Here is a 26344-nt window from a genome sequence, read left to right as displayed (position 1 = left end):
GACAGGTAGGCAGCAAGCACAGGTGCCAGCAGCGTATTGCCCGCGGCTTACACAACAGTCACCGGTGCCGGCGCCTCATCGGTGGCGCGTATAGGCAGCCGGTGCGGGCGCGGCCGGCAGTTGGCCGCGCTGCCCCGATGCCCTATCTTCCCCGGCGCATACGCTGCTAGTCTACTTTGCTATGTCCGATTCTGGTTTGACCCCTACCGGCGTGGCCGCCATCGATGATTTGGCGGCCCGCATTGCCCGCCGCGACCAGCCCCGTGAGCAGCTCGACCCGCTGCGGTTTACGCCCGAGCGGATTCGGGCCCGCGTGGCAGCGGCCCTGCCGGCCCTGGCGCCGGGCAGCAACGTGCGCGGCTACGCCACCATGAGCCGCATGTGCTACGCCTTCGTGGAGCAGGAAGAAGCTACGGCGGCCCAGCTGGCCGCCCTCGGCGGGGTGCAGCGGCTGGCGGCCGGGCAGGCCCTGGGGGCGCTGGTGCGCGGCGGCCTGCTGCGCTGGCACTACGCGGGGCCGCGCCGCCGCTACCGCCTCACCCGCTTCGGCGAGGACTGGCTGCTGGCCCTGGCCCGCTGCGAGGTGCCGCCAGCGCCGCCGGTAGCGGAGCAGTAGCGGCGGCCACTATTCCGGCCGGCCTGCGCGTTAGCACTGTCTATCCTTCTTATCTGAAGCGGCTGCCCACCATGCTCCACGAACTGCCCGTTGCCAACGTCCGCCTGAGCCCCTGCCACGTAGCGGCCGACCAGCTGATGCCCGTAGCGGGCGGGCACTACTGCGCCGAGTGCCAGCGCACCGTCCATGATTTCACCCAGGCCTCGGCCGCTGAGTTGGCCCAGGCCCGCGCCACCGCGCCCGATGGGCGGTTGTGCGGACGGTTCCGCCTCAGCCAGCTGACCGCTGAAAGCCGCCCGATGCGCCCGCAGTTACGCCCCCGGCTGCGCCAGTTTCTGCTGGCGGCGGTGCTCGTGCTGTTGCGGGGCCTGACGGCGGGGCAGGCCTGGGCGCAGGTGCGGCAACCCACTGCGCCGTTGTACCAGCTCCCGGGCAGTTTGCCGATGCCAGCAGCAGCTGCGCCAGCTGACACGACGAAGAGGCCCTCGACGGAGCGTGAGCAGGCGGTGTTCGGGGCGGTAGCGGAGAAGATGCCCCAGCCGCAGGGCGGCTGGGAAGGCCTGATGAAGTTTCTGCAGCAGGAAGCTCACTACCCAGTTGAGGCGCTGCGCAGCGGGCTGGCGGGGAAGGTATTCGTAAGCTTCACCGTGACGCGCACCGGCCAGATTACCGGGGCCCACATCGTCAGGGGGCTGACACCGCCGCTGGATGCCGAAGTGCTGCGCCTGGTTCAGCTGATGCCGCCCTGGACGCCCGGGGAGCAGAATGGCCAGGCGGTGGACGTGCGGTATACCCTGCCGATAACCTTCGGCTCGCCGATGAGCGAAACCAAGTCCCGCAAGCCCCCCTAGCGCCGGCCCCGAACTGCAATGCGGCCCGATGACCGGTAGCATTCCACTCGGAAACGCTTAAACTTATGGCCGGGCCCGCGCCCTTTGCGTACTTTCCCGCGCCACCTTCCGAACCCCATCCCGGCCATGATCTTTTCCCCGAGCCCGATGCTGCTCAAGCTGCTCTACACCCGCGGCAGCCTGCACAACCTCCCCGACCACGGCGGCGTCGCCTTCTCCCTCAAGAACCGCCTCGACACGGTGCACCTCACCGGCATCAGCTCGGTGCGCGTGGACGGCCGCACGCTCGGGCCCGAGCAGATAACGCTGGACCTGGGCGACGGCAACGTGCGCCCGGCCACCGAGCTGGGCGAGGGCGGCGGCCTGAGCTTTCCGGTGGGCCAGAGCATCACCATCCGGCTGCACACCGACCCATTGCCCGAGGGCATGCACCCGGTCCACCTGCAGTTCCGGGCCGAGCCCTTCGGCGAGCTGAACGTGGAGGTGGAAGACGCCATCGTGCACCAGGAAAACGCGCGGGTGCGCATTCCGCGCCAGGACCAGGACGACTATTCCGAGGCCGCCATTCAGGCCCGGCAGCGCTTCGCCGAGCAGTTCAGCGGGCAGCAGTTCGAGCACATCGGCAAGTACTCCTTCGACCCGCACATGCTGCAGGGCAACTGCGAGCATTTCACCGGCGTGGCCCAGATTCCCATCGGGCTGGCCGGGCCGCTGCGCGTCAACGGGGAGCACGCCCAGGGCGACTTCCTCATCCCGATGGCCACCACCGAAGGCACGCTGGTGGCCAGCTACAACCGCGGCATGCAGGTGCTCAACCTCTGCGGCGGGGTGAAGTGCACCGTCATCGGCGACGCGATGCAGCGCGCCCCGGTGTTCGTGTTCGACGACGCCCGCGGCGCCCGCGACTTTGCCAAGTGGATCGAGCAGGAAATCGGGCCCATTCGCACCGAGGCCGAGTGCACCTCGCGCGTGGCCAAGCTGCAGTACATCGACACCTACCTGGCCAACAAGTTTGCCTACCTGCGCTTCAACTACTCGACCGGCGACGCGGCGGGGCAGAACATGGTGGGCCGGGCCACCTTCGCGGCCTGCTCCTGGATTCTGGAAAACTACAAGGGCGCGCCCATCCGGCACTTCTACCTGGAGTCGAACTTCGCCACCGACAAAAAGGCCTCGCAGATCAACGTGATGCGCACCCGGGGCAAGCGCGTGGTGGCCGAGGCCGTCATCAAGCGCGACATTCTGCAGCAGCGCATGCGCGTGACGCCCGAGCAGCTGGCCTACCACGGGCAGGTGAGCAACGTGGGCGCCTTCCTCTCGGGGGCCAACAACAACGGCGCGCACTCGGCCAACGGCATCACGGCCATGTTCATTGCCACCGGGCAGGACGTGGCCAACGTGTCGGAGTCGTCGGCCGCGGTGATTTACTCGGAGGTGACGGCCGAGAAGGACCTTTACATAAGCATCACCATTCCCTCGCTCATCGTGGCCACGCACGGCGGCGGCACCGGCCTGGCTACTCAGAACGAGTGCCTGCGCATGCTGGGCTGCGTGGGCCGCGGCACCGTGCACAAGTTCGCCGAAATCGTGGCCGGGGTGGTGCTGGCCGGCGAGCTGAGCCTGGCTTCGGCCATCAGCAGCTCCGACTGGGTCAGCTCGCACGAGCAGTACGGCCGCAACCGGTGAGATGGTGAAATTGTGAACTGGTGAGTGTGCAACGGTTCACTGGCCCTCATTGCGCGCGAAGCGCGGCACCCGCAGCAAGGCCGAGCCAATCCTTTCTCTGGCGGCACGACGGCTCAACTGGCACCAACTGAAAACGGCCCCGCCCGGAACCTGCGTCTGCAGTTGCCGGGCGGGGCCGTTTTTGGCTTGTATGGATGGTGGCGGCGGTCCACCCGCTGCCTAATCGGCGCCTAGAGCGGGTCGGCGGTGACTTTGAAGCGCGAGTCGGCGCGCACGGTCACGTCCTGGGGCACGTTGCGGCCCACGGTGGCGCGGGTTTTCAGCGTGTACTGGCTGGCCTTGAGGTAGGCGTCGAGCTTGGCCGCGGTGGGCGTGAGCGTGATGGTGCGCTGGCCCTGCGGAATGGAGGAGGCCGACGCCAGCACGATTTCATCGGCCCCGTCGGCGCTGATGCGGATTTCGATGCTCTGCAGGAAGTCGAAGTTCTGCGACGAGGGGTCGGTGATGGTCAGCGTGAGCTTGTCGAGCTTGACGTCCTTCACCAGATCGGCGCGGGTATCGTTGTTGGCGAAGCTCTGCGACGAATTGGTGGTGACGGCCACCGGGGCCAGCTGGGTGGCAATGCCCAGGGGGAAGTTGGACGAGATGCGAATGTTCTGCGAATCCTCCACGTAGAAGGTCAGCAGCTTGTCGACTTTCTTGCAGGCGGCCGCGCCGATGAGCAGCAGGGCCGTGAACAGAAACAGGACTTTTTTCATCAGTAGCGGGCGTAGGTTTGACGCAACTTACGGGAGTCGCAAGTCACCTGGTTTCGCTCTAACTTCCTTACCGCGCAGATTCGTTCCAGAATCCTACCGCACGGAGCTTAAGTGCAGGCACGGGCTTATTATTGTACTTACACGCTTTTCCGCCCCGCGCAAAGCGCCGCCGGGCGGTTCACCGCGTTTGGCGAGCCTGCACGCGGAAGCGGAGCCGCAGCTGCACGCGGGCCACCACCTGCCCCGGCTGTACCAACTCCACCTGCGGCTTGAGGTAGTACTCCCGGTTGCGCAGGTAGGCCAGCAGGGGCGCCCCGGTGGGCGTGAGCGTCAGCCGGGTGGCGCCCCGCGGAATGTTCGTTGCCGTAGCCAGCGGAATCAGGTCGTTACCCGTCTCCGACATGATGTGGAAAGTCATCTGCCGCAGAAAATCAAAGTTTTGGCCGGGCGGAGCGTCTACCGTCAACGTGGCTTCGCTCAGCGCGGCGCTTTGCAGCTGTTCCAGCGACGTTTTGTTGCGCCGGCAGGTATCCGCGCAGGCCGACCGCAGCCGACTGGTGGGCATAAACAGCGACGCAGGCCCGCCGGGGACGGCGGTGACATCCATCAGCGCGGCCCAGTTGTCGACTACCTCCAGGGTGACAACCGGAGGCACTTCTTTTTTCCGGCAGCCGAAGCTGGCCAACAGCAACAGCAGCAGGCAGAATAGTTTGGCGGAGCGCATACGCGGGAAAATGGAGGCTGGACAATGCAGGGCAAAGCTAGCCCTGGCTCAGAGGCGGCCGCTTGACAATTGTCAAGAACGAAGCGGGGCGGCACCAGCATCCGATTTGCCGGCACCGCCCCGCTTTCCGTACTGCCGGGCGCCGCTTAGTCCATCATATCGGCCGGCTTGGGCCCGGCGTGCGGGTAGTCGGGGTTCCAGCTCAGGGGGTAGCCGGTGTCCTCGTACTGCAGGGCCGTGTCGGTGAGGTAAAGCGGGCGAAACGTGTCCACCATCACGGCCAGCTCGTGCGTCTCCTTCTTGCCGATGCTGGCCTCCACGGTGCCCGGGTGCGGCCCGTGCGGCAGGCCCGAGGGGTGCAGCGTGAACGAAGCCAGGTCGACGCCGCGGCGCGACATGAAGTTGCCGGCCACGTAGTACAGCACTTCGTCGGAATCGACGTTGGAGTGGTTGTAGGGCGCCGGAATGGCCTCGGGGTGGTAGTCGAACAGGCGCGGCACGAACGAGCAGATGACGAAGTTGTGGGCCTCGAACTGCTGGTGCACGGGCGGCGGCTGGTGAATGCGGCCGGTAATGGGCTCGAAGTCGTGGATGCTGATGGCGTAGGGGAAAAAGAACCCGTCCCAGCCCACCACGTCGAAGGGCGTGTGGGCGTAAATCAGCTCGTGCAGGGCGCCTTCGCGCTTCACCAGCACGCGGTACTCGTCCTTCGTGTCGTCTTCCTGCACCAGCTCGTGGGGCGGGCGGATGTCCCGCTCGCAGTAGGGCGAGTGTTCCAGCAGCTGCCCGAAGTGGTTGCGGTAGCGCCGGCAGGTTTCCACCGGGCTGAACGACTCGATGATGAGCAGGCGCACCGGCCCGTCCTCGAAGTGAAACTGGTGGATGATGGTGCGCGGAATCACGATGTAGTCGCCGGGCTCGAAGGCGACTTTGCCCAGCTGGCTCCACAGCTCGCCGCGGCCTTCGTGCACGAAGACGACCTCGTCGGCCAGGGCGTTTTTGTAGTAGTAGTCCATGCGGCCCGGCGCGGGGTTGCAGATGCTCAGCATCACGTCGGCATTGCCCATCATGGTCTGGCGGGCAGCCAGGTAGTCGGGGCCCGTGACGGTCTGCGGGAGGGTGCGCAGGTGGGTGGGCTGCAGCGGGCGGTCCTTCAGCAGCTGCGGGGCGTAGGGCTGGGGCGTGCCCACGCGCTTTATCTGGGTGGGCGGGTGCTGGTGGTAGAGCAGCGACGAGACGCCGTGAAAGCCCAGGGTGCCCACCAGCTGCTCGGCGTAGAGCGAGCCGTCGGGCTGGCGGAACTGGGTGTGGCGCTTGCGCGGAATCTGACCGAGGCGGTGGTAATACGGCATAATCAGACGGGGAACGGGGTGGGAATGCGGCCCGCGGGCCGGGGCGGTGAAGGTACGAAAAAGCCCTACCCGGCCGACAGAGCCGCTTCACCCGCCCGTATGCGGCCGAGCCGGCAGTACCGCCCGTGTCGGAACGCGGCCGGCGCGGGCGTCTTACTGCCCGCTCGTCTCGCCGCTGAGCGCCAGCTTGGCGTTGGCGTCCTGCAAAGACTGCAGCGCCTGAATCAGCTCGTGGTCCTGGTCGCGCAGGATGGCGAAGTACGCGTCCTTGCCGTAGGCGCTGCGGGCTACCAGGGCCTTGAGCTGGTTGCGCAGGGCCGGCGTGCAGCGGCGCAGGGCCACGGCATCCTGCCGGATTTTTTCCTGCGCGGCGCGGGCGGCCAGGGCCTGCAGCTGCACGTCGCTGATGTCGAAAGCCTTACGAAACTGCTCGAAGGTGAGCTGCTCCAGCTCCTCGCGGTGGTCCTGGTAGAGCTGCAGGCCGAACTCGCGCACCAGGTTGGCGCCCTGCAGGCGGGCGTAGTAGCGGTTCTGGGCCGAACTGTCGCGCGGCACGAACACGTCGGGCATGATGCCGCCGCCGCCGTATACGCTGCGGCCGTGGGCGGTGCGGAAGCGCAGGTTGGCCGCGAAGTGCACGCTGTCGGCGTGAAAGGCCTCGCCGCGGCTGTAGCGCTCCTGCAGGTCCTTGTCGTAGGCGGCCACGCCGTCGCGGTAGGGCTTCTGAATGCAGCGGCCCGAGGGCGTGTAGTAGCGCGCAATGGTCAGGCGCAGCTCCGCGCCGTCGGAAAGGGTAATGGGCTGCTGCACCAGGCCCTTGCCAAAGGAACGGCGGCCGACGACCAGGGCACGGTCCTGGTCCTGCAGGGCGCCGGCCAGCACTTCGGAGGCCGAGGCCGAGCCCTCGTCGACGATGACCACCAGCGGGCCGTCCTCAAACTCGCCGGCCACGCGCGAAAACGTCTGGGTGTCGTATTGGTCGCCCTTGCCGTCGGTGTACACGATTTTGCGCGTGCCGCCGATAAACTCGTCGGCAATCTTGGTGGCGCGGTCGAGGTAGCCGCCGGGGTTGCCGCGCAGATCCAGCACCAGGCGCGTCATGCCCTCGCGCTTCAGCCGGCTCAGGCCTTCCTTAAATTCCTCGTAGGTACCGGCGGCAAAGCGGCTGATTTTGACGTAGCCCGTGGTGCCATCCGCCAGCAGCGCCGCCACGTCCACCGAGGTGTTCGGAATGCGGTTGCGCGTCATGGCGAAGGTGAGCGGGCGCGTCTGGCCGCGGCGCAGCACCAGCACGCGCACGGTGCTGCCGCGGGGCCCGCGCAGCCGCGCGAAGACCTGGTCGGTCGTCAGGTGCTGGCCCGACACGCTCTGCCCGTCGACGGCCAGCACCCGGTCGCCGGGCTGCAGGCCGGCCTGCTCGGCGGGGCCACCGCTCAGCGGCGACACCACCGTGACGGTGTCGCGGAACAGGTTGAATTCCACGCCCACCCCGTCGTAGTCGCTCTGCAGAAAGGCGGCGGCCTGCTGCTGTTCCTTGGCCGGAATGTAGACGGAGTGCGGGTCCAGCTTCTCCAGCATGCGCTTGATGGCGTAATCCGACAACTCCTCGGCGTTGACCGTGTCCACGTATTCGCGGTCGACGTAGCTCAGGATTTCCTTGAACTTCAGGTAGCCGCGGGCCGTGGCGTCGGGGTTCTGGTCGGAGGGCCGGAACGGGTTCGAGCCCAGCAGGATGCCGCTCAGCAGGGCCGCGCCCAGCAGCACGGGCTGCCGCCAGCGCTGCCAGCGGCTGCGCGGCGCACGCGCGGCGGCCGGTTCCGGCTGCGAAGCGTCGGGGCGGGGAGCAGGGGTCATCGGCGGCGCGGGCGAGGAGAAGTGGGCGATACGGCGGGGCTGAGGCTCAGAATACTAGTCAAATTTACTTCAACTATTCCGAGACGCTTGGGCTTCGGCCGGGCAGCGAAGTATTTTCAAATAAAAAGCCAACGGCATATTTGAATAGAACAAGCCGCTGTCCGCCGAAGTCAGCAGCGGCAAAGTTCGGCCGCCGCTTGTTAGGCGTCAATCACATATTCAGGCGGCCACAGCGGCCGCAGTGGTGTAGTCAATGCCCCTGTTTCCCATCATCCTTTATTCGCTGCACCACCCGCGCGGCCACAACCCACGCCCCGACCAGCGGCTTCGCTCGGATGCAAGCCCGTCGCCGTATCTTTGCGGGCTGCGACGCCGCGTCGGCGCCGCTGATTGTCCGCTTGTTGCCCCCGTCCCGCTTATGCCCCGCCTGCTCGCCATCGATTACGGGAACAAGCGCGTGGGCCTGGCCGTGACGGACCCGCTGCAAATCATTGCCACCCCGCTCGACACCATTCACAGCAAGGACTTGTTCGACTTCGTGAAGAAGTACCACCAACAGGAAGGCGGCCTGGCGGGCATCATTATCGGCATGCCGCGCACGCTCATGAACGAGGCCACCGACTCGACCTCGGCCGTGGTGGGCGTGGTGCGCAAGCTGCGCCGCGAGCTGCCCGAAGTGCCGGTGCACGAAGTGGACGAGCGGTTTACCTCGCGCATGGCGCACCAGGCCATGCGCGACGGCGGCCTGGGCCAGAAAGCCCGCCGCGACAAAGCCCTGGTGGACCGCGTCAGCGCCACCATCATTCTGCAATCTTTCCTCGACTCCCGTCCGTTATGATTTACCCCATTGTGGCCTACGGCGACCCGGTGCTCAAAGCCCGCGCCAAGGACATTCCCGCCGACTTTGCGGCCGATGAGCTGCAGAAGCTCATTGCCGACATGTACGACACCATGTACTACGCCCACGGCGTGGGCCTCGCGGCCCCCCAGATCGGCAAGAGCATCCGCCTGTTCGTCATCGACTCGGCCCCGATGACCGAGGACGACGAGGACGACGACGCCCCGGCCGAAGCGGGTGTGAAGCGGGCCTTCATCAACCCCGTTATCCTCAAGGAATCGGGCGAGGAATGGCCCTTCGAGGAAGGCTGCCTGAGCATTCCGGGCATTCGGGAGCGGGTATTTCGCCAGCCCGACATCATCATCCGCTACGAGGACGAAAACCGGCAGGTGCGCGAGGAAGGCTTCTCGGGCATGACGGCCCGCGTGATTCAGCACGAGTACGACCACCTGGAAGGCGTGCTGTTTACCGACAAGATTTCGGCCTTCAAAAAGCAGATCATCAAAAGCAAGCTGGCCCGCATTGCCAAGGGCGACGCCAAGGCCGACTACCGCATGCGCTTTGCCGGGCAGCGCGGGCGCTAAGCCCGCCATTGACGCCTGATTTTCTTACGAAAACGCCCGGCCGAGCCGGGCGTTTTTGCTTTCTTTGGGTAGGCCAATCTGCCCTGCCCAACCTTTATGCTCCGCCGTCCCGTCTTTGCTGGTTTGCTGGCCCTCGTGCTGTGGCTGGCCCCGCCCCGCCCCGATTCCCGCGCCTGGGGCTTTTTCGGGCACCGCAGCATCAACCGGCTGGCCGTGTTTACGCTGCCGCCCGAAATGGTGGGCTTCTACAAAGGCCGCATCGAGTACCTCACGGTGCAGGCCACCCGGCCCGACTCGCGCCGCAACGTGGTGGCCGGCGAGGCCCCGCGCCACTTCATCGACCTGGACGTGTACGGCGACTCGGCTGCCTACAAGCTGCCGCGCAACTACGCCGACGCCGTGGCCCGCTTCGGCGAGGACTCGCTGCAGCGCCACGGCATCGTGCCCTGGCACGTGCTGCGCATGAAAAACCAGCTCACCGAGGCCTTCCGCGCCCGCGACGCGGAGCGCATCATCAGCCTTTCGGCCGATATGGGCCACTACATTGCCGATGCCTGCGTGCCGCTGCACACCACCCACAACTACAACGGGCAGCTCACCGGGCAGCGCGGCATTCACGGGCTGTGGGAGTCGCGGCTGCCCGAGCTGCTGGCCCAGAACTACGACTTCTTCACCGGCCCGGCGCCTTACCTCACGAAGCCTTCGGACGTCATCTGGGCCACGGTGGCCCGCAGCAGTGCGGCCGTCGACTCGGTGCTGCGCTTCGAGCGGGAGCTGACGCAGAAGATGCCCGAGGATCAGAAATACGGCTTTGAGGAGCGCGGCCGGGGCACGGTGCGGGTGTACTCGCAGGAGTTCAGCCGCGAGTACCACCAGCGCCTCAGCGGGCAGGTGGAGCGGCAGATGCGCCTGGCCACGCGGCTGGTGGGCGCGTTCTGGTTTACCTGCTGGGTGGATGCCGGCCAGCCCGACCTCAACAACCTGCCCAAGCTCACCGAGGCCCAGATGCGCGAGCTGGCCCTGCAGGACAAGGAAGAAAAAGCTGCCCCCGCCGTGGAAACCCGCGGCCACGTGGATTAGCCTCGCCCCCCGGATTACCTAGTTACGCTTGTTTCTCATTATCAATCTTCAGTCATGCGGTCATTCTTCTCCCCGGAAAAACGCGGGGGCGTCGTCGGCATCTTCGCTTTAGTGCTAGCCACTTCCCCGGCCGCCTTCGGGCAGCAGGGCTTTTTCCGGCCCGGCTACCTGGTGCTGGCCACCGCCCCCGCCGACACGCTGCGCGGCGAAGTGGACCTGTACCGCGCCGGCCGCACCCAGGCCCAGGTGCAGTTTCGCAGCCAGCCGCAGGGCCCCGCCCGCACCTACGACCTGAGCGAGGTGCGGGCCACGGGCGACGAGAGCGGCCTGCGCTACCGCCGCTGCGAGGTGCCCCGGGGCGACACCAAGGTACTGGCCATGCTGCAGGTGCTGGTGGCCGGCCCGGCTAGTCTTTACCAGGACCCGACCGGCAAGCTGCCCGCCACGTTTTACCTCGACAAGCCCGGGCAGGCGCCCATGCCGCTCAAGCGCGAGCAGTTCGTGCAGGTGCTCCAGACCACCTTTGCCGACTGCCCGACGGCCACTACCACGGTGGCCTACATGGGCCGCTACCTCTACGCCGCCTCCGAGCTGCGCCGCTACGTGGTGAACTACAACCGCTGCCGCTACCCGCGGGCCACGGTGCAGAGCGCGTACATTGCCCCCATCAAGGAGCAGGTGCGCTGGGGGGCGCAGGTGGGCGTGGCCCGGCTGTCGATATACTACCCCTACACGGACCGCGAGGAGCCCACGACGGGCCCGCTCACGCCCACGTTCGGGCTGCTCACGACGCTGCCGCTCACCAACCACCTGGCCTTCAATACCGGCTTCACCCACAGCAGCTTCCGCTCCGCCGACACGTTTGCGCGGCCGGTGATTGGCACCGACTACATCCGCACGTACCGCTACCAGACCAAGGGCTCGGTGGTGCGCTGGCCGCTGGCGGTGCGCGTGACGCTGCGCCGGCCCGAAACCGTGTGGCGCCCCTACGTGCAGGGCGGCATTCAGATGAGCTACATTCTCGGCTCCCGCCTCCGGATGCAGACCAGCTACCCCGATCCGAACACGCCCCTGCGCAGCGTGTCCATCACCGAATCCATGAACGGGCTGGGCCGGGGCCTGCACGGCGAGGCCGGCCTGCTGTTTCGCTACCGCCAGGCGCTGCTGGGGGCCGGCTTCCGGGCCGAATCGACCAACGGCTACCCGGTGCGGGGCCGCTCTTACCTCAACGACTTCGACCAGCTCACGTTTGCCCTGACGTATTACCGCTAACGGGCCGGCACCGCGGTACTTTGGGGGGGCGGCCACCGGCCGCGGCTTACCACGCCGCGCCATTCTACGTAGCTACGGCGGCCCTTTCTTTTCCCGTTGCCCGCATGAAAGCCTTCCTCACCATTGCCCTGCTCTGCGTTTCCAACCTGTTCATGACCTTCGCCTGGTACGGGCACCTGTACTTCAAGAAGCTGCCGTGGTTTGCCAAAACCGGCCTGATTGGCGTGATTCTGCTGAGCTGGGGCCTGGCCCTGTTCGAGTACGCGTTTCAGGTGCCGGCCAACCGCCTCGGCTTCGAGGAAAACGGCGGCCCCTTCAGCCTGTTCCAGCTCAAGGTTATCCAGGAAGTCATCACGCTGACGGTCTTCACCCTGTGCGCGGTGTTCGTGTTCAAGTCCGACACGCTGCGCTGGAACCACCTCGTGGGCTTCGGGCTGCTGGTGGCGGCGGTCTACGTGATTTTCCGGAAGTGGTAAGCCGGGCCCACCGGCCTTCCGCCGCCGGCACGTAACAGCAAAAAGCCCGCGTTGCCTTGGCAACGCGGGCTTTGTTGTAGTCTGGGCAGCTATTACGGCTGCTTTACGGCCTTGAGCACCTGGCTACGGCCGTCCACCGTCAGCTGCACGGTGTAGAGGCCGGCGGCCAGCGTGGGCACGGCCAGGGCCAGCTGCTGCGGGCCGGCACCCACCGGCCAGGTGTGCTGGTGCACCACCTGCCCCAGGCTGTTGCGCAGCAGCACCGTCACCGGCTGGGTGCGCTGGGCTTCGAAGCGGACCGTCAGCTCGTGGGCGAAGGGGCTGGGGAAGACGGCCGTGCTGGCGGCGGGACGCACATCGGCGGCCTTCAGGATGTTGGCGAAAGTGCGCAAGGCGCCCCAGGTTTCCACGCCCGTGGCGGTGGGCAGGTTCACCTTGCGGTAGCCGAGCAGGGTGGTGGAGCGTAAGAAATATACTTCCTGCGAGCTGCTGGCTACCATCCCCAGCCCAGAGGCGTAGGTCGTGTTTACCCCGTAGTCGGGCATCAGGCTGAGCAGCACGCTGTCACCCGTCACCGGCTGGCATAGCTGGTACGCGTCGGTGCGCTGCGTGCGGCGGCCTAGGTAGCTGCTACTGTTGCGCACGCTGGGCTGCGTGACGAAGGTTCCCGAGGCGGAAGGAGTGCCCGGCACGTTGTGGGTGAGCCGGCCCAGTTGGCTTTCATCGGCGGCCGTCACCAGTAGCTGCACGCTGCTGCCCGGGCTGAGCACGGTGCCGGGAGTATTCTGGCAGAAGCCGCCCGGCGCACCCGGCATGCCGTTGGTGCGCGTGAGGGTGCGCCGCCAGATGGTGTAGCGGACGGAGTCACCGACGGCGCTGGCCGTGCGGGTGAGCACGCTGTCCCGGGTCCAGGTTTCCGAGCAAATCATGCCCGTGTTCATGCTTTCCTGCTTGTTGTAGCGCAGAAATACGTCGCCGGGCTGGTAGTCGAACATGGCCCGGGCACCCACGGCGGGCTGGCCCGTCCAGCGGCCCGCCACGTTCAGGGCCGTCAGCGTGAGGCGGCGCGGGCGCTGCCCGGTCAGGTAGCTGCCCAGGGCCGGGCCTTCCACGAAGCCGTAGCGCTTGCTAAGCACCAGGATTTGCCCGTCGGAAAACGTGATGGTGGTGAGCGAGTCGGTGGTCCCCAGCACCGTACCGACGCTGCGGGCGGTAGTGCGCGCCGTCAGGCCGGCCGTCGTGGCCGTCCATACCTGGTTGAGCGGCGCCTGGGTTTTGAGCAGCAGGGTGCGGCCGTTGGCGGCGCGCAGCAGGTATTCGTGGCGGTTGAAGCCGATGGTTACCGTGGCCCCAAATAGCCCGTCGGGGCGCACCGCGGCCGCCAGCCACGGGCAGCCGCCGGCCCGCGGGGCTACCCGCACGATGCGCCCGTTGAATCGCCCGGCCGAGTCGGGCGACACGGGCGAGTTGGCGTAACTCAGGCGCAGGGTGTGGGTGGTGTCGCCGGGGGTGCCGCTTTCGCTGAACTGGTATACCACGCCGGGGCGCAGCAGCGGGCGGTAGATGCTTTGGGCGCGGGCGCCGAGGCTGAGGCCGACCAGGGCCAGGCAAGCGTACAGGTGTTTCATAGCAGCAAGGAAAATGAGCGGGAGAAATACGGCCGCAGATTACGCAGAACGAATCTGATGCGCAAGCCGATGCCGCCGAACAACCCGGCTCCGGGCCCTGCGTACCTAGCGCGTTGCACGCCTGCTTCCCTCCCGCTTTATGACCCGATTTTTCCGCCCCGCGTTGGGCTTACTGCTAGTTATTTGTTGCTGCCTGAGCCGGCCGGCCCGCGCCCAGAAAGTGGGCCTGGTGCTCAGCGGCGGCGGGGCCAAAGGCCTGGCCCACGTGGGGGTGCTGAAAGTGCTCGAGAAGAACCGCATTCCCATCGACTACATCGTGGGCACGAGCATGGGCGCCATCGTGGGCGGGCTGTACGCGGCCGGCTACTCGCCCAAGGAAATCGAGGAAATTGTCGTCAGCCCGCAGTTTCAGGACTGGGTGTCGGGCCGCCCGCAGGAGGGCAAGGTGTTCAACTACTACGACGCCAACCCCTCTCCCGCCGCGCTGCACCTGCGCCTGGCCCTCGACTCGACGCTGAAGGCCCGCGTGACGCCCAAGCTCGTCGACGACGTGGCCCTGAACTACGTGCTGGCCACCATGCTGGCCCCGGCCGGCGCCATTTCGGGCTACAACTTCGACAAGCTGCTGGTGCCCTACCGCGCCGTGGCCTCCGAGGTATTTACCCGCGAGCGGGTGGTGCAGCGCAGCGGTTCCCTCTCCGATGCCGTGCGCAACTCCATGGCCTACCCGCTGGCCTTCCGCCCCATTCGCCAGCCCGACGGCCGCTACCTCTTCGACGGGGCTGTGGTCGACAACTTCCCCACCGGGGTGATGCGCGACGAGTTCAAGCCCGACGTCATCATCGGCGTGAACGTGGGCGACGTGGCCTTCGGCAAGTACCCCACCGGCAAGGACGACGCGCTGCTCACCGGCACGCTCATCTTCCTCGGCTCGAACGCGGCCGATACGCTGTCGGTGGGCCGCAACGGGGTGTTCATTCAGCCCAACCTGGAGGGCATGACGGCCGGCGACTTTGCCAAGGTGAAGAAGTTTATTTCCCTGGGCGAGCAGGCCGCTACCGACAAGCTGCCGCTGGCGCTGCGCCGCATTCAGCGGCGCGAGGATACGCTGGCCCTGCAGCAGCGCCGCCGCGCCTTTACCGAGCGGGCGCCCAAGCCGGAGTTCAAGGAAGTGCGGGTGCAGGGCATTCCGCAGATGCAGCAGAAGTTCGTCACGCGCTTTTTCCGGCGCTCGGGCTCGTCGTATTCGCCTTCCGACATCGAGGAGGGCTACTACCGGCTCGTCAACAACGACTTCTTCAACAACGTGTACCCGCGGGTGCGCTACGACGCCAAGCAGGAGGGCTACGTGCTGAGCGTGGACGCGCGCCAGAACTCCAACTTCACCACCGACCTCGGCGTGCTGCTCACCACCCGCTCGATGAGCAACTTCTACCTGGGCGCGGCTTACCGCTACCTCAACCGCTACCTCTACACCATTCAGGCCGACGCCACCATCGGGCGCTTCTACAACGGGGCCGAGGGCTCGTTCCGCGTCAGCATTCCGGGCCGCGTGCCGCTCTACGTCGAGCCGACCATCACCTTCAACAACTTCAACTTCCAGGACACCGGCGGGCTGATCGGCAACGGCAAAGCGGCCCAGAACACGGCCCTGCAGCAGCGCGACCTGAAAACCTACCTGCAGGTGGGCTTCAGCCCGAAGTACCGCAGCCGCTACGTGCTCAGCTTCGGGGCCTTCACCAACCGCGACCGGTTTGCCAACGCCGACCAGATTCGGACCGACGACGAGCTGGATCAGAACCGCTTTCAGGGCTTCACGGGCGCGCTGGCCTTTCAGCGCAACTCGCTGAACCGCCGCCAGTACGCCACCAAAGGGCGTCGCGCCGAGTTTGGCTTCCGCGGCGTGACGGGCCAGGAAAAATACGAGCCCGGCTCGACGGCCGAGGGCCTGCCCGGCCGCGAAAAAAACCACCAGTGGGTGAAGGCCAGCCTGTTTACGGAGCAATACTTCAGCCTCAACAGATCCGATACGGTGGGGGCCCGCACCCACGCCTGGGGCTACATGACGGAGCTGGTGGCCAGCACCCAGGGCACCTTCGCCACGTACCGCTCCACGCTCACCACCTCGCCGGCCTTCCTGCCCCTGCCCGATTCGCGCACCATCTTCCTCGACAACTACCGCGGCACGGCCTACGCCGCCGCCGGCCTGCGCTACGTGAAAGCCGTGGCCGGCAGCCTGGAATGGCGCACCGAGGCCTACGCCCACGCCTTCGTGCGCCCCTGGGACCGGCGCCCCGACGACCCGCTGCGCGCCCAGCGCACCAACCTCTTCAGCCGCCCCTACCTCACCCTGATGACCGGCTTCCAGTACCAGACGCCCGTGGGCCCGGCGGCGCTGCAGTTCGTCCACTACGACGAGAAAAACCACCAGTTCGGCGTTTTCGCCCACATCGGGTACGTGCTCTTCCGCGACCGGTCGCTGGACTAGGCCGTCGCTACCGGCAGGCCCCGCAGCCGCGAAGCTGCTCTTCGGAGTGGTTTCGCGGCTGCGCTGTTTTTGGGCCCGGCCGGCCCGGCGCCCGGCGAGGCGGCCCGAAAACCAGGTAAAACTACCTGGTAGCCGCCGTCCACGACCACGTAATTCTACGTGCAAGGGAACAATCCAATCCAGCCATATTTGTCTTTAAGCAACAGCAAACATAAACAAAGCGCTAATGCTATGAAAAAATAAAGAAATAAGGGTGCTTTGCTTAGGCTATTTTTCGAACTTGGCGCCGAATCAGGAACCTGGCAGCGGCTCACGGGCTGCTTGTGCGGCCGTTCGCTGACTCACCCCCGCCCCGCTTCCTACCAACGCCTATTGCCACGCGCCGTCGACTGGTTTCTACCAGCCCGTCCGGCTTTGTGTTGCTGTTTTTTGGCTTGCCGCTTACCCTTCTTCTTTTCCCTTCACCTCCTTCTCCTCAACAACTCTTCTATGGATCCTTTTGTCGGCGAAATCCGCCTGATGCCCTACTCCTTCGCCCCGTCTGGCTGGATGCTCTGCCAGGGGCAGATCATGCAGATTAGCCGGAACACGGCCCTGTTCTCCCTGCTGGGCACTCAGTACGGCGGCGATGGTAAAACCACCTTTGCCCTGCCGGACCTGCGCGGCCGCACTTACGCGGGCGCTGGTCAGGGCCCGGGGCTTTCCCCGTATCCGCAGGGAGCCATGCTGGGGTCTGAGACGGAAACCCTGCTGCTGACCGAGCTGCCCGCGCATATACATACGCTGACGCCCACGGCCATGCCGGCCAACAACAACCCGGCCGGCCAATCGACGGTGAGCAACGGCTACTACGCGGCCGTTCCGGCCGGCCAAAGCAATCAGTACGCCCTGGATGGCGGCGCGAACATGGCCCCGGACGTGCTCAGCGGCACGGCGGAGCCGGCCGGCAGCGGCAAAGCCCACGAAAACCGCATGCCGTTCCTGGTCATGAACTACTGCATTGCTATCCAAGGCGTTTTCCCCCAGCGTTCCTAATTCTTTCTCCCCCTCCGCATGTCTACTCCTTACATCGGCGAAATCCGCACCGTGGGCTTCTCTTTTGCGCCCGTCGGCTGGCTGCAGTGCCAGGGTCAGCTGCTCAGCATCTCCGAATACGACACGCTTTTTGCCCTGATCGGCACTACCTACGGCGGCGACGGCCAGAACACCTTTGCCCTGCCGGATCTGCGCAGCCGCGTGAACGTGGGCGCCGGCACCGGTACCGGCCTCTCCAGCTACGAGCCGGGCCAGCGGGCCGGTAGCGAAAGTGTCACGCTCACCACCCTGCAGATGCCCTCCCACAGCCACCAGTACGTGGCCTCCGTCGGCGCCAGCACGGGCGGCACCGCCAGCAACGACCCCACCGGCAAATACCCCGGCAATGCCAACAGCAACATTTACTCCGCCAGCGCCTCGGAATCGAGCATGACGGCGGTTAACGTGACCGGGACGGCCGCGCCCAGCGGGGGCAACCAGCCGCACACCAATATTCAGCCCGTACTGGCGCTGAACTGCATTATCTGCTTCGAGGGCATTTACCCGTCGCAACAGTAGTCCCAGGTTTCCCCTTTTATCAGCATTGCTTCCATGGACGAACCATACATCGGCGAAATCCGCGCCATCAGCTTTCCTTTCGCCCCGAAGAACTGGGCATTCTGCAACGGCCAGACGCTGCCCATCAACCAAAACCAGGCCCTGTTCTCGCTGCTGGGCACCACGTACGGCGGCGACGGCGTCACTACGTTCAAGCTCCCCAATCTGCAGTCGCGGGTGGCGGTGGGCTCGGGCCAGGGCCCGGGGCTGCAGAACTACGCGCTCGGCCAGATGGGCGGCAACGAAACGGTAGCCCTCACCCTGGACCAGATGCCGCCGCACGCGCACGTGGTCAGCGGCACCGTGCAAGCAGCGACGTCGGCCGATGAGTCCAGCCCGGTGGGCAACTTCCCCGGCGGCGGCAACCTGAACATGTACTCCAGCGGCCCCAAAAACGCGACGCTGGGCACCGCCAACTCGGTGAAAGGCCAAACGTCTGCGCAGGGCGGCAACCAGCCCCACGAAAACCGCCAGCCCTACTTGGCTACCTACTTCGTCATTGCCTTGACGGGGGTGTACCCCTCGCGCAGCTAAGCGCGCCTACTATCGACCGTCAGTCGCGGCTGCTTTCCGGAGCCAGCCGTGACTGACGGTTATTGGCTTACCTACGCCTCCCCGCGGGGGCGTTTCAATTCTGATTACGATGCGCGTTGCCGTTATCATCAGCAGCCTGCTGGGCTGGCCCCTGCTGCACGACCTGCTCAGCCAGGGCGTGGTAGCGGGCGTAGCCGTGCCCGCTACCGGCACCCCGGAGGCGGAGCGGCTGGCCCAGGCCCTCGGGCAGGCCGGCGTGGCGCCGCTAGTGCTGCAGCGCCCCGGCCTGGGCCCGCAATTAACCACCTGGCTGGCCGAGGAGCAACCCACGGCCGTGCTGGTTCTCACGTTCCCGTGGCGGATTCCGGCGGCCGTGCTGGGCCTGCCGCCGCAGGGCTTTATCAACTTTCACTTTGCGGCGCTGCCCGGCTACCGGGGCCCCGAGCCTACGTTCTGGCAGATTCGGCGGGGCGAAGCGGCCGGGGCCGTGACGGCGCACCGCATGGATGCCGACTTCGACACCGGCCCGGTGCTGGTGGCCGTGCCCGTTCCCATCGGGCCGCACGACACGCACGGGCTGCACCGCGGCCAGCTGGCCCTGGCCGGCGTGGGCGCCGGCCGCCAGCTGCTGGCGGGCCTGCGCGGCGACACGCCGCTGCCCGAGCAGCCCCAGGACGAAGCCGCGGCCCGCTACTGGCCCCGCCCCACCCTGGCCGACCTCTGCATCGACTGGCAGGAACCGGCCGACAGCATTGCCCGGCTGGTACGGGCCGCCAACCCCTGGAACCGCGGCGCCCTGGCGACCCTACGCGGGCAGGAGTTGCGGGTACTGGCCGTTAGCCTCCGCCCCGAAACCGTGGCGGCGCCGCCCGGCACCGTGGTACTGGCTGCGCCCGGACAGGCGCTGCTGGTGGCCTGCGGCAGCGGGCAGGTGCTGCAGCTCGACATCGTGTGCCTGGAAGAAGGCTACTTCACGGGCGGGCAGCTGGCCGGCATGGGCGTGCAGGTGGGCGAACCGCTGGGCACGCTGCTCCTGATGCAGCCGGCCTAGCCGGCGCCCTCGCACCCCGGTAGGCGCCGCCTTGACAGCGGCCCTTTGCATCGTCAGCAAGCTATATAGCTGACTATCCGAATATAACCGGATATTTTTGCACAATACCTGCCTTGCATTGCTTGGCAGCTGCCTACGTCTCACTTCTTTTCCCTAACACATGCAAACATTCTTACGCTACTTATTGCTGCTGCCGCTGCTGCTGGCCGGCTGGAGTAGCCAGGCGCAGACGCGCGATGAGCTTCAAAAGGAGTCGTTCGAGGGCACCAACTGGCCGACTGGTTCGCAGGTGGATGTGGCCAATACGACTATTTATACAACCGCCACCACGGGCAGCAACGAAGCTTACTTTCGGCGTTCCTCCAATAGCACGCTAACGGGCGATGCGCCTGGCTGGACGGGTACTGGCATCGTTAATCCTAGCGGTATCGACGGCACATTCTACTGGATAGGAGAAGACGTGCAAGGAGTTCCAAACCCTTTATCAAACCGCAACGCTACTCCTAGGAAGTCTGGTAAAGTCACACTACTGCCAGTGAGTGTCGCCGGCTACGGCAGTCTGAAGGTCGCCTTCACCCTCATGCTGGGCCGCAGTACGCGCTTGTTTGACCGTATGGAACGGGACGACACTCTCCAAGTACAAGTGCGGTTCAACAACACTGGTGCCTGGACGACGATAGGCCAGTTTGTGGGCGACAAGATTAGCGGAGGCTACTGGCGTCAGGACGCCAACCGCAACGGATTTACAGGGCAGGATAATACCAATGAGCCGGCCATCTACGATGCCTCTGATGCTAGCTCGCCAACTGTCGGCAGCACCTTAACGGAGTACTCTTTTGATGTGATAGGGTCAGGTTCGACAATGCAAACTCGCATTGTTGCCGCGCAGTACAATGGGAGTGAAGAGTTTGCCTTCGACAACATCCGGGTAAGTGGTGTATTGAGCAACAACTCTATACCGGTACTTTCGATCGAATCGGCGAATCTTGTTTACACCGAAGGTGACCCGGCCACTGCTGTTACCACCTCGCTGACTGTAACGGATGCTAACGACGCCAATATGGCCAGCGCCCAAGTCAGCATTTCCCAAAACTTTATTCCGTCTGAGGACCGCCTGACTTACACCAGCCAGTTCGGCATTACCGGTACCCCCGACAATGCGACCGGCGTTTTGAATCTGACGGGTACGGCCACGAAAGCGCAGTACGAAACCGTGCTGAAGTCGGTGCGCTACCAGAACATCGACAACGTGGACCCGATCGGAGGGGCCCGAAAAATCCGGTTTACGGTAACGGACCCGGCAGGCGCCACCAGCACCCCGGTGGAACGCACCATCGACGTAATTCCAACACTGCTGACGGCGAGCATGCCGTACCAAGAGGACCTGGAAACCGACGGCGAAGGCACCCGCTATACCAGCAACGACGGGTTGATGGCCAACGGCCGGGCTTTTATCCGCACCAACGTGGCCTCGGAGCCAAACGGGCAGTGGCACGCCAGCGGATTTCCGGCCACTACCATCACGGGCATCAACAACAGCTACTACTGGTGGGTCAGCGGCACCAGCATCTACAGCGGCGGGACGGGCACCTTCATCACCCGGCAAACCAACACCGCCGGCTACATCAACCTGAATTTCTCGGTGAAGCTGGCCGCCTCCAACAACGTGTGGGAGCGTAACGGGCTGGTCAAGGTGTATTACCGCCTCGGCGGCAGCAGCGGCACCTGGGTGCCGCTGATTTCGTTCCGCAGCACTGACCAAAGCACTACCAGCAACAGCACCACCGGCAACCTGGCCCGCGACGCCGACCCCAACACCACGACGGGCGCTCCGGCCGGCGCGCAGCTGACTCCGGCGCTGACTACGTACTCGGCCGCGCTGCCGGCTTCAGCCAACGGCCAGCTGGTGGATTTCCGCATCGATGCCACTTCCGTCTCGTCCGACGGAGTGGGCGAAGTCATTGCCTTCGACAACCTGCAACTGACCGGTACGCCGGTAGTAGCCCCCACCGTAACGACGGCCACTCCCGGCAGCGTGACGACCACCAGCGCCGTGCTGGGCGGTGACGTAACGGCCGACGGCGGAGCCACGGTGACTGGCCGCGGCGTGGTGTACAGCAGCACCGATAACACGCCCACCATCGGCGAAGGCGGCGTCACGCAGGACACCAACGGCAACGGCACCGGTACTTTCTCCGAAGCTATTTCCGGCCTGACTCCCGGCACCCGCTACTACGTAGCGGCCTACGCCACCAACAGCGTGGGCACCAGCTACGGCAGCGTGTTGCAGTTCGTGACCACCCCGAACGCGCCGGTGGTGCTAACGCCGCCCAACGGCGCGCTGACCAACGACAACACCCCGATCTACAGCGGCACGGCCCTGGCCAACAGCACGGTGGCGGTAATCGTGGATGGTACCTCCGCGGGTACGGCCACGGCTACGGCAGCGGGCAACTGGAGCTTTACCCCAACTACGCCCCTGGCTGAAGGCTCCCATACGGTACGGGCCACGGCCAGTATCAACGGCTCGGCCCAAAGTGCCAGCAGCAACACCAACACGTTCATCGTCGACACGACGCCGCCGGCGGCCCCGGTGGTAACGGCGCCGGCCAACGGCAGCAGCACCAGCAGCACTACGCCGACCTACAGCGGCACGGCCGAGGCTAACTCGACGGTGACGGTGATTGTCGACGGCAGCAGCATCGGCACGACCACCGCTACTGCGGGTGGCAGCTGGAGCCTGACGCAGCCCACGGCCCTGGCTCAGGGCGGCCACACGGTACGCGCCACCGCGACGGATGTATCCGGCAACGTCAGCCCCAGCAGCAACACCAACACCTTCGTGGTGGATACCACGCGCCCAGCGGTGGCCATCAGCTCGACGGCCGGCGCCTCGGGCAGCACCACCACGACTTCGCCCATTCCCTTCACGGTGACCTTCTCCGAAAACGTGAGCGGCTTCGTGGCCGGCGACGTGACGGTGAGCAACGGCTCGATTACCGGCGGCGTGGTCAACGGCGCCAGCCCCGGCACTGTCTTCACCTTCACGGTGACGCCCACCACGCCCGGCACGGCTACCACGGTGAACGTGCCGGCCAACGTGGCCCAGGACGCGGCCAGCAACTTCAACACCGCCGCCCCCGCGCCGTACAGCATCACCTACAACCAACCCAACACCACGGTGGTGTCGGTGACGCGCCTGACGCCTAACCCCACAGCCACCGCTACCGTGAGCTACCGGGTGGTCTTCGCCAGCAGCGTGACGGGCGTGACGACCAGCAACTTCTCCGTGACCAGCAACACCGGCGCCAGCGTCAGCAGCGTCTCGGGCTCGGGCACCGCCTATACGGTGGTGGTGAATACGGGCACCGGCAACGGCGTGCTCACGCTGAACGTGCAGAACAGCTCCGGCATTTCGCCCACGGTCACCAACGTACCTTACACCAGCGGCGAGCAGTACAGCATCACCAAGAACTTTGCGGCGGCTCCTACCCTGCGCATTCAGGCGGCCGGCAGCGCCAGCGGCAACGGCGACGTGACGGCCTTCGTGGACGTGGTGCAGGTGCTGCAAAGCGGCACGAGCACGGTGGTGGCCAACGGCTTGCAAAACGGCAGCTTTGAAACTAACAACGTACCGGCTAACGGCTTCAGGAAGGCGTCCGACGCGGTAGCCGTGGTGGCCGCGCCCTGGAGCTTCACCGGCACGTCCGGCGTGGCGCGCTATGGCAGCCTCTTCGACTCCCAAGTCGCTGGCCATACCCAGCCCCTGCCGCCTAACGGCGACGCGGTGGCCCTGATACAGAGTGCTGGCGACAACAACGCCAGCATCTCGCAGAACCTGGCCGTGCCCACGGGCAGCTACCAGGTGAACTTCCAGACGGCCCAGCGTTACTACACCGCGGTCGACCAGCGACTGAACGTATTCGTCAACGATGTGTTCGTGGGCAGCATTCAGCCCAATAACACCGCCACGTACGAGTCCTTTACCTCGGCCTCGTTCAGCGTGACGGCCCCGGCCCTGACGGCCACCGTCAGCTCCTCGGCCGCCGCCTCGGGCGGCACCACCGGCACTTCGCCGATTCCCTTCTCGGTGAGTTTCTCGCAGAGCGTGGGCACGAGCTTCACCGCCGCCGACGTGACGGTGACGGGCGGCAGCGTGGTCAGCGCCAGCTTCAGCGGCAGCGGCGCCGGCCCCTACACCTTCAACGTGACGCCCGCCACGCCCGGCTCGGCCACCACGGTGAGCGTGGGCGCGGGCGTGGCCCAGGATGCCAACAACACCCTGAACTCGGCCAGCAACTCGTACAGCGTCACGTTCGTTCGCACGGCGGCGCCGACGGTGGTAGCTCCCGCCAACGGCACCACCGTTGCCAGCAACCTGCCTACTTACAGCGGCACGGCCCCGGCCGGCAGCACGGTCACGGTGTACGTGGACGCCACCAGCCGCGGCACGACTACGGCCGATGGCAGCGGTAACTGGACTTTGGTTCATCCCTCCAACCAGCCCTTGGCCGTGGGCGGCCACACGGTGTACGCCACGGCTCAGCTCAGCGGGCAGGGCGTCAGCCTGAACAGCAACACCAACAACTTCGTAGTACCGAACCCGGCTACCTACACCAGCAGCACCACTGATCAGCTCAACACCGACCGCGTGGCGGCGGGCAGCACCAACCAGGAGATTCTGCGCGTGGCCGTGGTCATCGGTGGCGGCAACGATAACCCGCTGAGCGCGCAATCCTTCTCGTTCACCACCGGCGGCAGCACCACTCCGGCCGACATTGCGGCGGCCCGGGTGTACTACACCGGCACCAGCGGCACGTTTGCAACTACCACGCAGTTCGGCAGCGCCGTAAGCAACCCGAACGGCAGCTTTACCATTGCGGGCACGCAGCAACTGGCGCTGGGCACGAACTACTTCTTCCTGGTGTACGACGTGGCGGCCAATGCCACCAATGGCAACCTGCTGGACGCCACCGTGCCCAGCCTGACCGTCGGCGGCACCGCGTACGCACCCACCGTTACCAACCCGGCCGGCAACCGTCGCATCATCAAAACCGACCGCGTGGCGGGTACGGCCCTACGCTTTGCGGGCGACAACACGGCCGGCTACGTGAACTTCAGCAGCAGCCCCACTCAGGCCCCGACCCTGAGCGGCGCCTACACGCAGTCGGTGTGGATTAAGCCGGCCATCGGCACGGGCAGCGAGACGTACTACGTGCTGGGCAACGGCACCGGCAACGGAGCCGCGCCCTACATCTACGTGACGGGCAACGGCCGCCTGGGCGCAGGCTTCGGCACGGGCAGCGCCACGGTGAACCGCCAGACGAGTCCGCAGCTCGTAACGGCCAACCAGTGGCACCACGTGGTGGCCACGTACACCGGCAGCGCGCTGATTGTATACCTCAACGGGGTGCCGGAAATCAACTTCGCTACGGGCAACGGCCCGGCCGCCAACCGCGTCAACTTCATCGGCAACGTAGGCACGAGCACGACGGCCAATAACTTCCCCGGCGACATCGACGAGGTGAGCCAGTGGACCAAGACCCTGACCCAGACGGAAGCGCGGCTGCTGCGCCACCTGACGCTCAGCGGCGCAGAAGACGGTCTGGTATCGTACCTGCAGTTCAACGACAGCGGCCCCTCGACCACCGACGTCGTCAGCGGCGCAGTGGGGGCGCTGACGGGCGCCACCCGCGTGACGAGCACCGCCCCGGTGGGCTTCGGCACCAGCAGCCTGCAGGCGGTCAGTGCCAACGGCACCGTCACCTTCCCGGGCACCAACGCCGCCATCAACTTCACCGGCGTGTCGGGGAGCTTCGAAGTGACGGTAGCCCGCCTCGACGGGCGGCCCCAGGGCATCCAGCCGAGCGGCCTGGCGCACTACTACACGCCCGCGTACTGGATTATCAACCAGTACGGCACCGGCAGCTTCGCCAACGCGGCCGTGACGTACACGCTCAGCGCCACTGATATCAGCCCGGCCGACGCGGCCAGCCCGACGACCACGCTGCGCCTGCTCAAGCGCGCCAGCAACAGCGACGGAGCTTTCGACGCGCCCATTGCGGCCACGGCTGCCAACGCCTCGGGTACGGTGACGTTTAACCTGACCTCGTTCAGCCAGACGGTTATCGGCACCCTCGGCACCTCGCCGCTGCCGGTGACGCTGGTCGACTTCACGGCCGAGCGCCAGGGCGAAGACGCGCTGATCAAGTGGGCCACCTCGCAGGAGAAAAACAACGCCTACTTCGCCGTGGAAAGCAGCGTGGATGGCCGCGAGTTCAGCGTGGTGGAGCGCCGCACCGGGCAGGGCAACAGCACCTCCCGCCACGACTACCAGGTGACGGACCGCAACCTGAGCCGCTACGGCGCGGCCCTGGTGTACTACCGCCTGCGCCAGGTGGATTTCGACGGCACGACCACCTACTCGGACCTGCGCACGGTGCGCGTGCCCGGCCCGGTGAAACCGCAGCTGGCCCTGTACCCGAACCCCGCCCGCACCGCCGTCAAGCTGACGGGCGCCGGCGCCGGCACCGGCATTCAGGTGTTTGACGCCGTGGGCCGCCTCGTCCTGAGCACCCGCGCCGATGCCAGCGGCGCCGCCCAGCTGACGCTGCCCGACACGCTGCCGACGGGCGTGTACGTGGTGCGCGCCGGCAGCCAGGCCCAGCGCCTGGTAGTGGAATAAGCTGCGGCCGCGCCAACGGCCCCCACGCAAAAGCCCCGGTTACTGCACGTAACCGGGGCTTTTTGCTTGAAAACCCGCTGATGCGGCGGTGGCCGGCGCGGCGGCCGCACCGGGCCGCTCACTCATTCGTCACCGGCCACGGCGGCATCGGCGGGGTGGCGGGAAAGTGGCAGGGTGTCGGCGGGCAGTTCCCGCCGACGTCAGCCGCCCGATGCCGTACGGTGCACCAAGCGGC

General features: G+C 66.2%; 19 protein-coding genes. 14 read left to right on the top strand and 5 right to left on the bottom strand.

The annotated features are described in order from the left end of the window. The first annotated feature begins 181 nt into the window (after nucleotides 1-181). The 3 genes from DLM85_RS08105 to DLM85_RS08095 all read left to right on the top strand — a co-directional run bounded on the left by DLM85_RS08105 (nucleotide 182) and on the right by DLM85_RS08095 (nucleotide 3153). Entirely contained in the window at nucleotides 182-616 is a 435-nt protein-coding gene (locus DLM85_RS08105) for a hypothetical protein (protein WP_133256961.1), read from the top strand. A gap of 71 nt (nucleotides 617-687) precedes the next feature. Then, nucleotides 688-1467 carry an energy transducer TonB gene (locus DLM85_RS08100; protein ID WP_111477609.1) on the top strand — a complete coding sequence of 260 codons (780 nt, stop codon included), beginning with the start codon at nucleotides 688-690 and terminating at the stop codon, nucleotides 1465-1467. A gap of 126 nt (nucleotides 1468-1593) precedes the next feature. Further along, a complete protein-coding gene (locus tag DLM85_RS08095) occupies nucleotides 1594-3153 on the top strand; it encodes a hydroxymethylglutaryl-CoA reductase (RefSeq protein WP_207890994.1) in 1560 nt (519 codons plus the stop codon). A gap of 230 nt (nucleotides 3154-3383) precedes the next feature. On the opposite strand, the gene DLM85_RS08090 is transcribed toward DLM85_RS08095, so the two are convergent. The 4 genes from DLM85_RS08090 to DLM85_RS08075 form a co-directional block, all read right to left on the bottom strand. Beyond that, a complete protein-coding gene (locus DLM85_RS08090; RefSeq protein WP_111477608.1) occupies nucleotides 3384-3911 on the bottom strand; it encodes a hypothetical protein in 528 nt (175 codons plus the stop codon). Nucleotides 3912-4089: 178 nt separating this feature from the next. Continuing rightward, entirely contained in the window at nucleotides 4090-4635 is a 546-nt protein-coding gene (locus DLM85_RS08085) for a hypothetical protein (protein WP_111477607.1), read from the bottom strand. A gap of 146 nt (nucleotides 4636-4781) precedes the next feature. Next, nucleotides 4782-5987 carry a homogentisate 1,2-dioxygenase gene (locus DLM85_RS08080; protein WP_111477606.1) on the bottom strand — a complete coding sequence of 402 codons (1206 nt, stop codon included), beginning with the start codon at nucleotides 5985-5987 and terminating at the stop codon, nucleotides 4782-4784. Nucleotides 5988-6140: 153 nt separating this feature from the next. Further along, the gene (locus DLM85_RS08075) at nucleotides 6141-7841 is read right to left on the bottom strand and encodes a S41 family peptidase (protein WP_111477605.1); all 1701 of its coding nucleotides are present in this window, start codon (nucleotides 7839-7841) and stop codon (nucleotides 6141-6143) included. A 418-nt stretch (nucleotides 7842-8259) separates the two neighbouring features. Here DLM85_RS08075 and ruvX point away from each other — a divergent pair, with 418 nt between their 5' ends. The 5 genes from ruvX (at nucleotide 8260) to DLM85_RS08050 (ending at nucleotide 12091) form a co-directional block, all read left to right on the top strand. Then, nucleotides 8260-8679: a Holliday junction resolvase RuvX gene (gene ruvX / locus DLM85_RS08070; protein WP_111477604.1), complete on the top strand. Its 420-nt coding sequence runs from the start codon at nucleotides 8260-8262 to the stop codon at nucleotides 8677-8679. Further along, entirely contained in the window at nucleotides 8676-9263 is a 588-nt protein-coding gene (gene def, locus DLM85_RS08065; RefSeq protein WP_111477603.1) for a peptide deformylase, read from the top strand. Before ruvX ends, def begins: the two co-directional genes overlap by 4 nt. Before the next feature lie 96 nt (nucleotides 9264-9359). After that, nucleotides 9360-10343: a zinc dependent phospholipase C family protein gene (locus DLM85_RS08060; protein WP_111477602.1), complete on the top strand. Its 984-nt coding sequence runs from the start codon at nucleotides 9360-9362 to the stop codon at nucleotides 10341-10343. Between the two features lie 111 nt (nucleotides 10344-10454). Further along, entirely contained in the window at nucleotides 10455-11615 is a 1161-nt protein-coding gene (locus DLM85_RS08055) for an outer membrane beta-barrel protein (RefSeq protein ID WP_207890993.1), read from the top strand. Between the two features lie 104 nt (nucleotides 11616-11719). Continuing rightward, nucleotides 11720-12091 carry a DMT family protein gene (locus DLM85_RS08050; protein WP_111477600.1) on the top strand — a complete coding sequence of 124 codons (372 nt, stop codon included), beginning with the start codon at nucleotides 11720-11722 and terminating at the stop codon, nucleotides 12089-12091. Between the two features lie 92 nt (nucleotides 12092-12183). Here DLM85_RS08050 and DLM85_RS08045 read toward each other — a convergent pair whose 3' ends face one another. Continuing rightward, on the bottom strand, nucleotides 12184-13719 hold the full coding sequence (locus DLM85_RS08045) for a T9SS type A sorting domain-containing protein (protein ID WP_111477599.1): 1536 nt from the start codon (nucleotides 13717-13719) through the stop codon (nucleotides 12184-12186). A 139-nt stretch (nucleotides 13720-13858) separates the two neighbouring features. Between DLM85_RS08045 and DLM85_RS08040 the strand changes: the two genes are divergently transcribed. The 6 genes from DLM85_RS08040 to DLM85_RS08015 all read left to right on the top strand — a co-directional run bounded on the left by DLM85_RS08040 (nucleotide 13859) and on the right by DLM85_RS08015 (nucleotide 26109). Beyond that, a complete protein-coding gene (locus tag DLM85_RS08040) occupies nucleotides 13859-16207 on the top strand; it encodes a patatin-like phospholipase family protein (protein ID WP_111477598.1) in 2349 nt (782 codons plus the stop codon). Between the two features lie 489 nt (nucleotides 16208-16696). Beyond that, nucleotides 16697-17242, top strand: coding sequence for a phage tail protein (locus DLM85_RS08035; RefSeq protein ID WP_111477597.1), 546 nt, complete (start codon nucleotides 16697-16699; stop codon nucleotides 17240-17242). An 18-nt stretch (nucleotides 17243-17260) separates the two neighbouring features. After that, nucleotides 17261-17800: a phage tail protein gene (locus DLM85_RS08030; protein ID WP_111477596.1), complete on the top strand. Its 540-nt coding sequence runs from the start codon at nucleotides 17261-17263 to the stop codon at nucleotides 17798-17800. A gap of 33 nt (nucleotides 17801-17833) precedes the next feature. Further along, nucleotides 17834-18373 carry a phage tail protein gene (locus DLM85_RS08025; protein WP_111477595.1) on the top strand — a complete coding sequence of 180 codons (540 nt, stop codon included), beginning with the start codon at nucleotides 17834-17836 and terminating at the stop codon, nucleotides 18371-18373. A 109-nt stretch (nucleotides 18374-18482) separates the two neighbouring features. Continuing rightward, on the top strand, nucleotides 18483-19424 hold the full coding sequence (locus tag DLM85_RS08020; RefSeq protein ID WP_111477594.1) for a methionyl-tRNA formyltransferase: 942 nt from the start codon (nucleotides 18483-18485) through the stop codon (nucleotides 19422-19424). 1060 nt (nucleotides 19425-20484) lie between these two features. Further along, nucleotides 20485-26109 (top strand): Ig-like domain-containing protein, encoded by a 5625-nt coding sequence (locus DLM85_RS08015; protein WP_165822059.1) that lies wholly within the window; start codon nucleotides 20485-20487, stop codon nucleotides 26107-26109. The last annotated feature ends 235 nt before the right edge of the window (nucleotides 26110-26344 follow it).

This window comes from Hymenobacter edaphi (genome assembly GCF_003258365.1).
In the GTDB taxonomy this organism is placed as follows: Bacteria; Bacteroidota; Bacteroidia; order Cytophagales; family Hymenobacteraceae; genus Solirubrum; species Solirubrum edaphi.
Note: the sequence above shows the minus strand (reverse complement) of the source record. Positions and strands in the feature narration are given on the sequence as shown.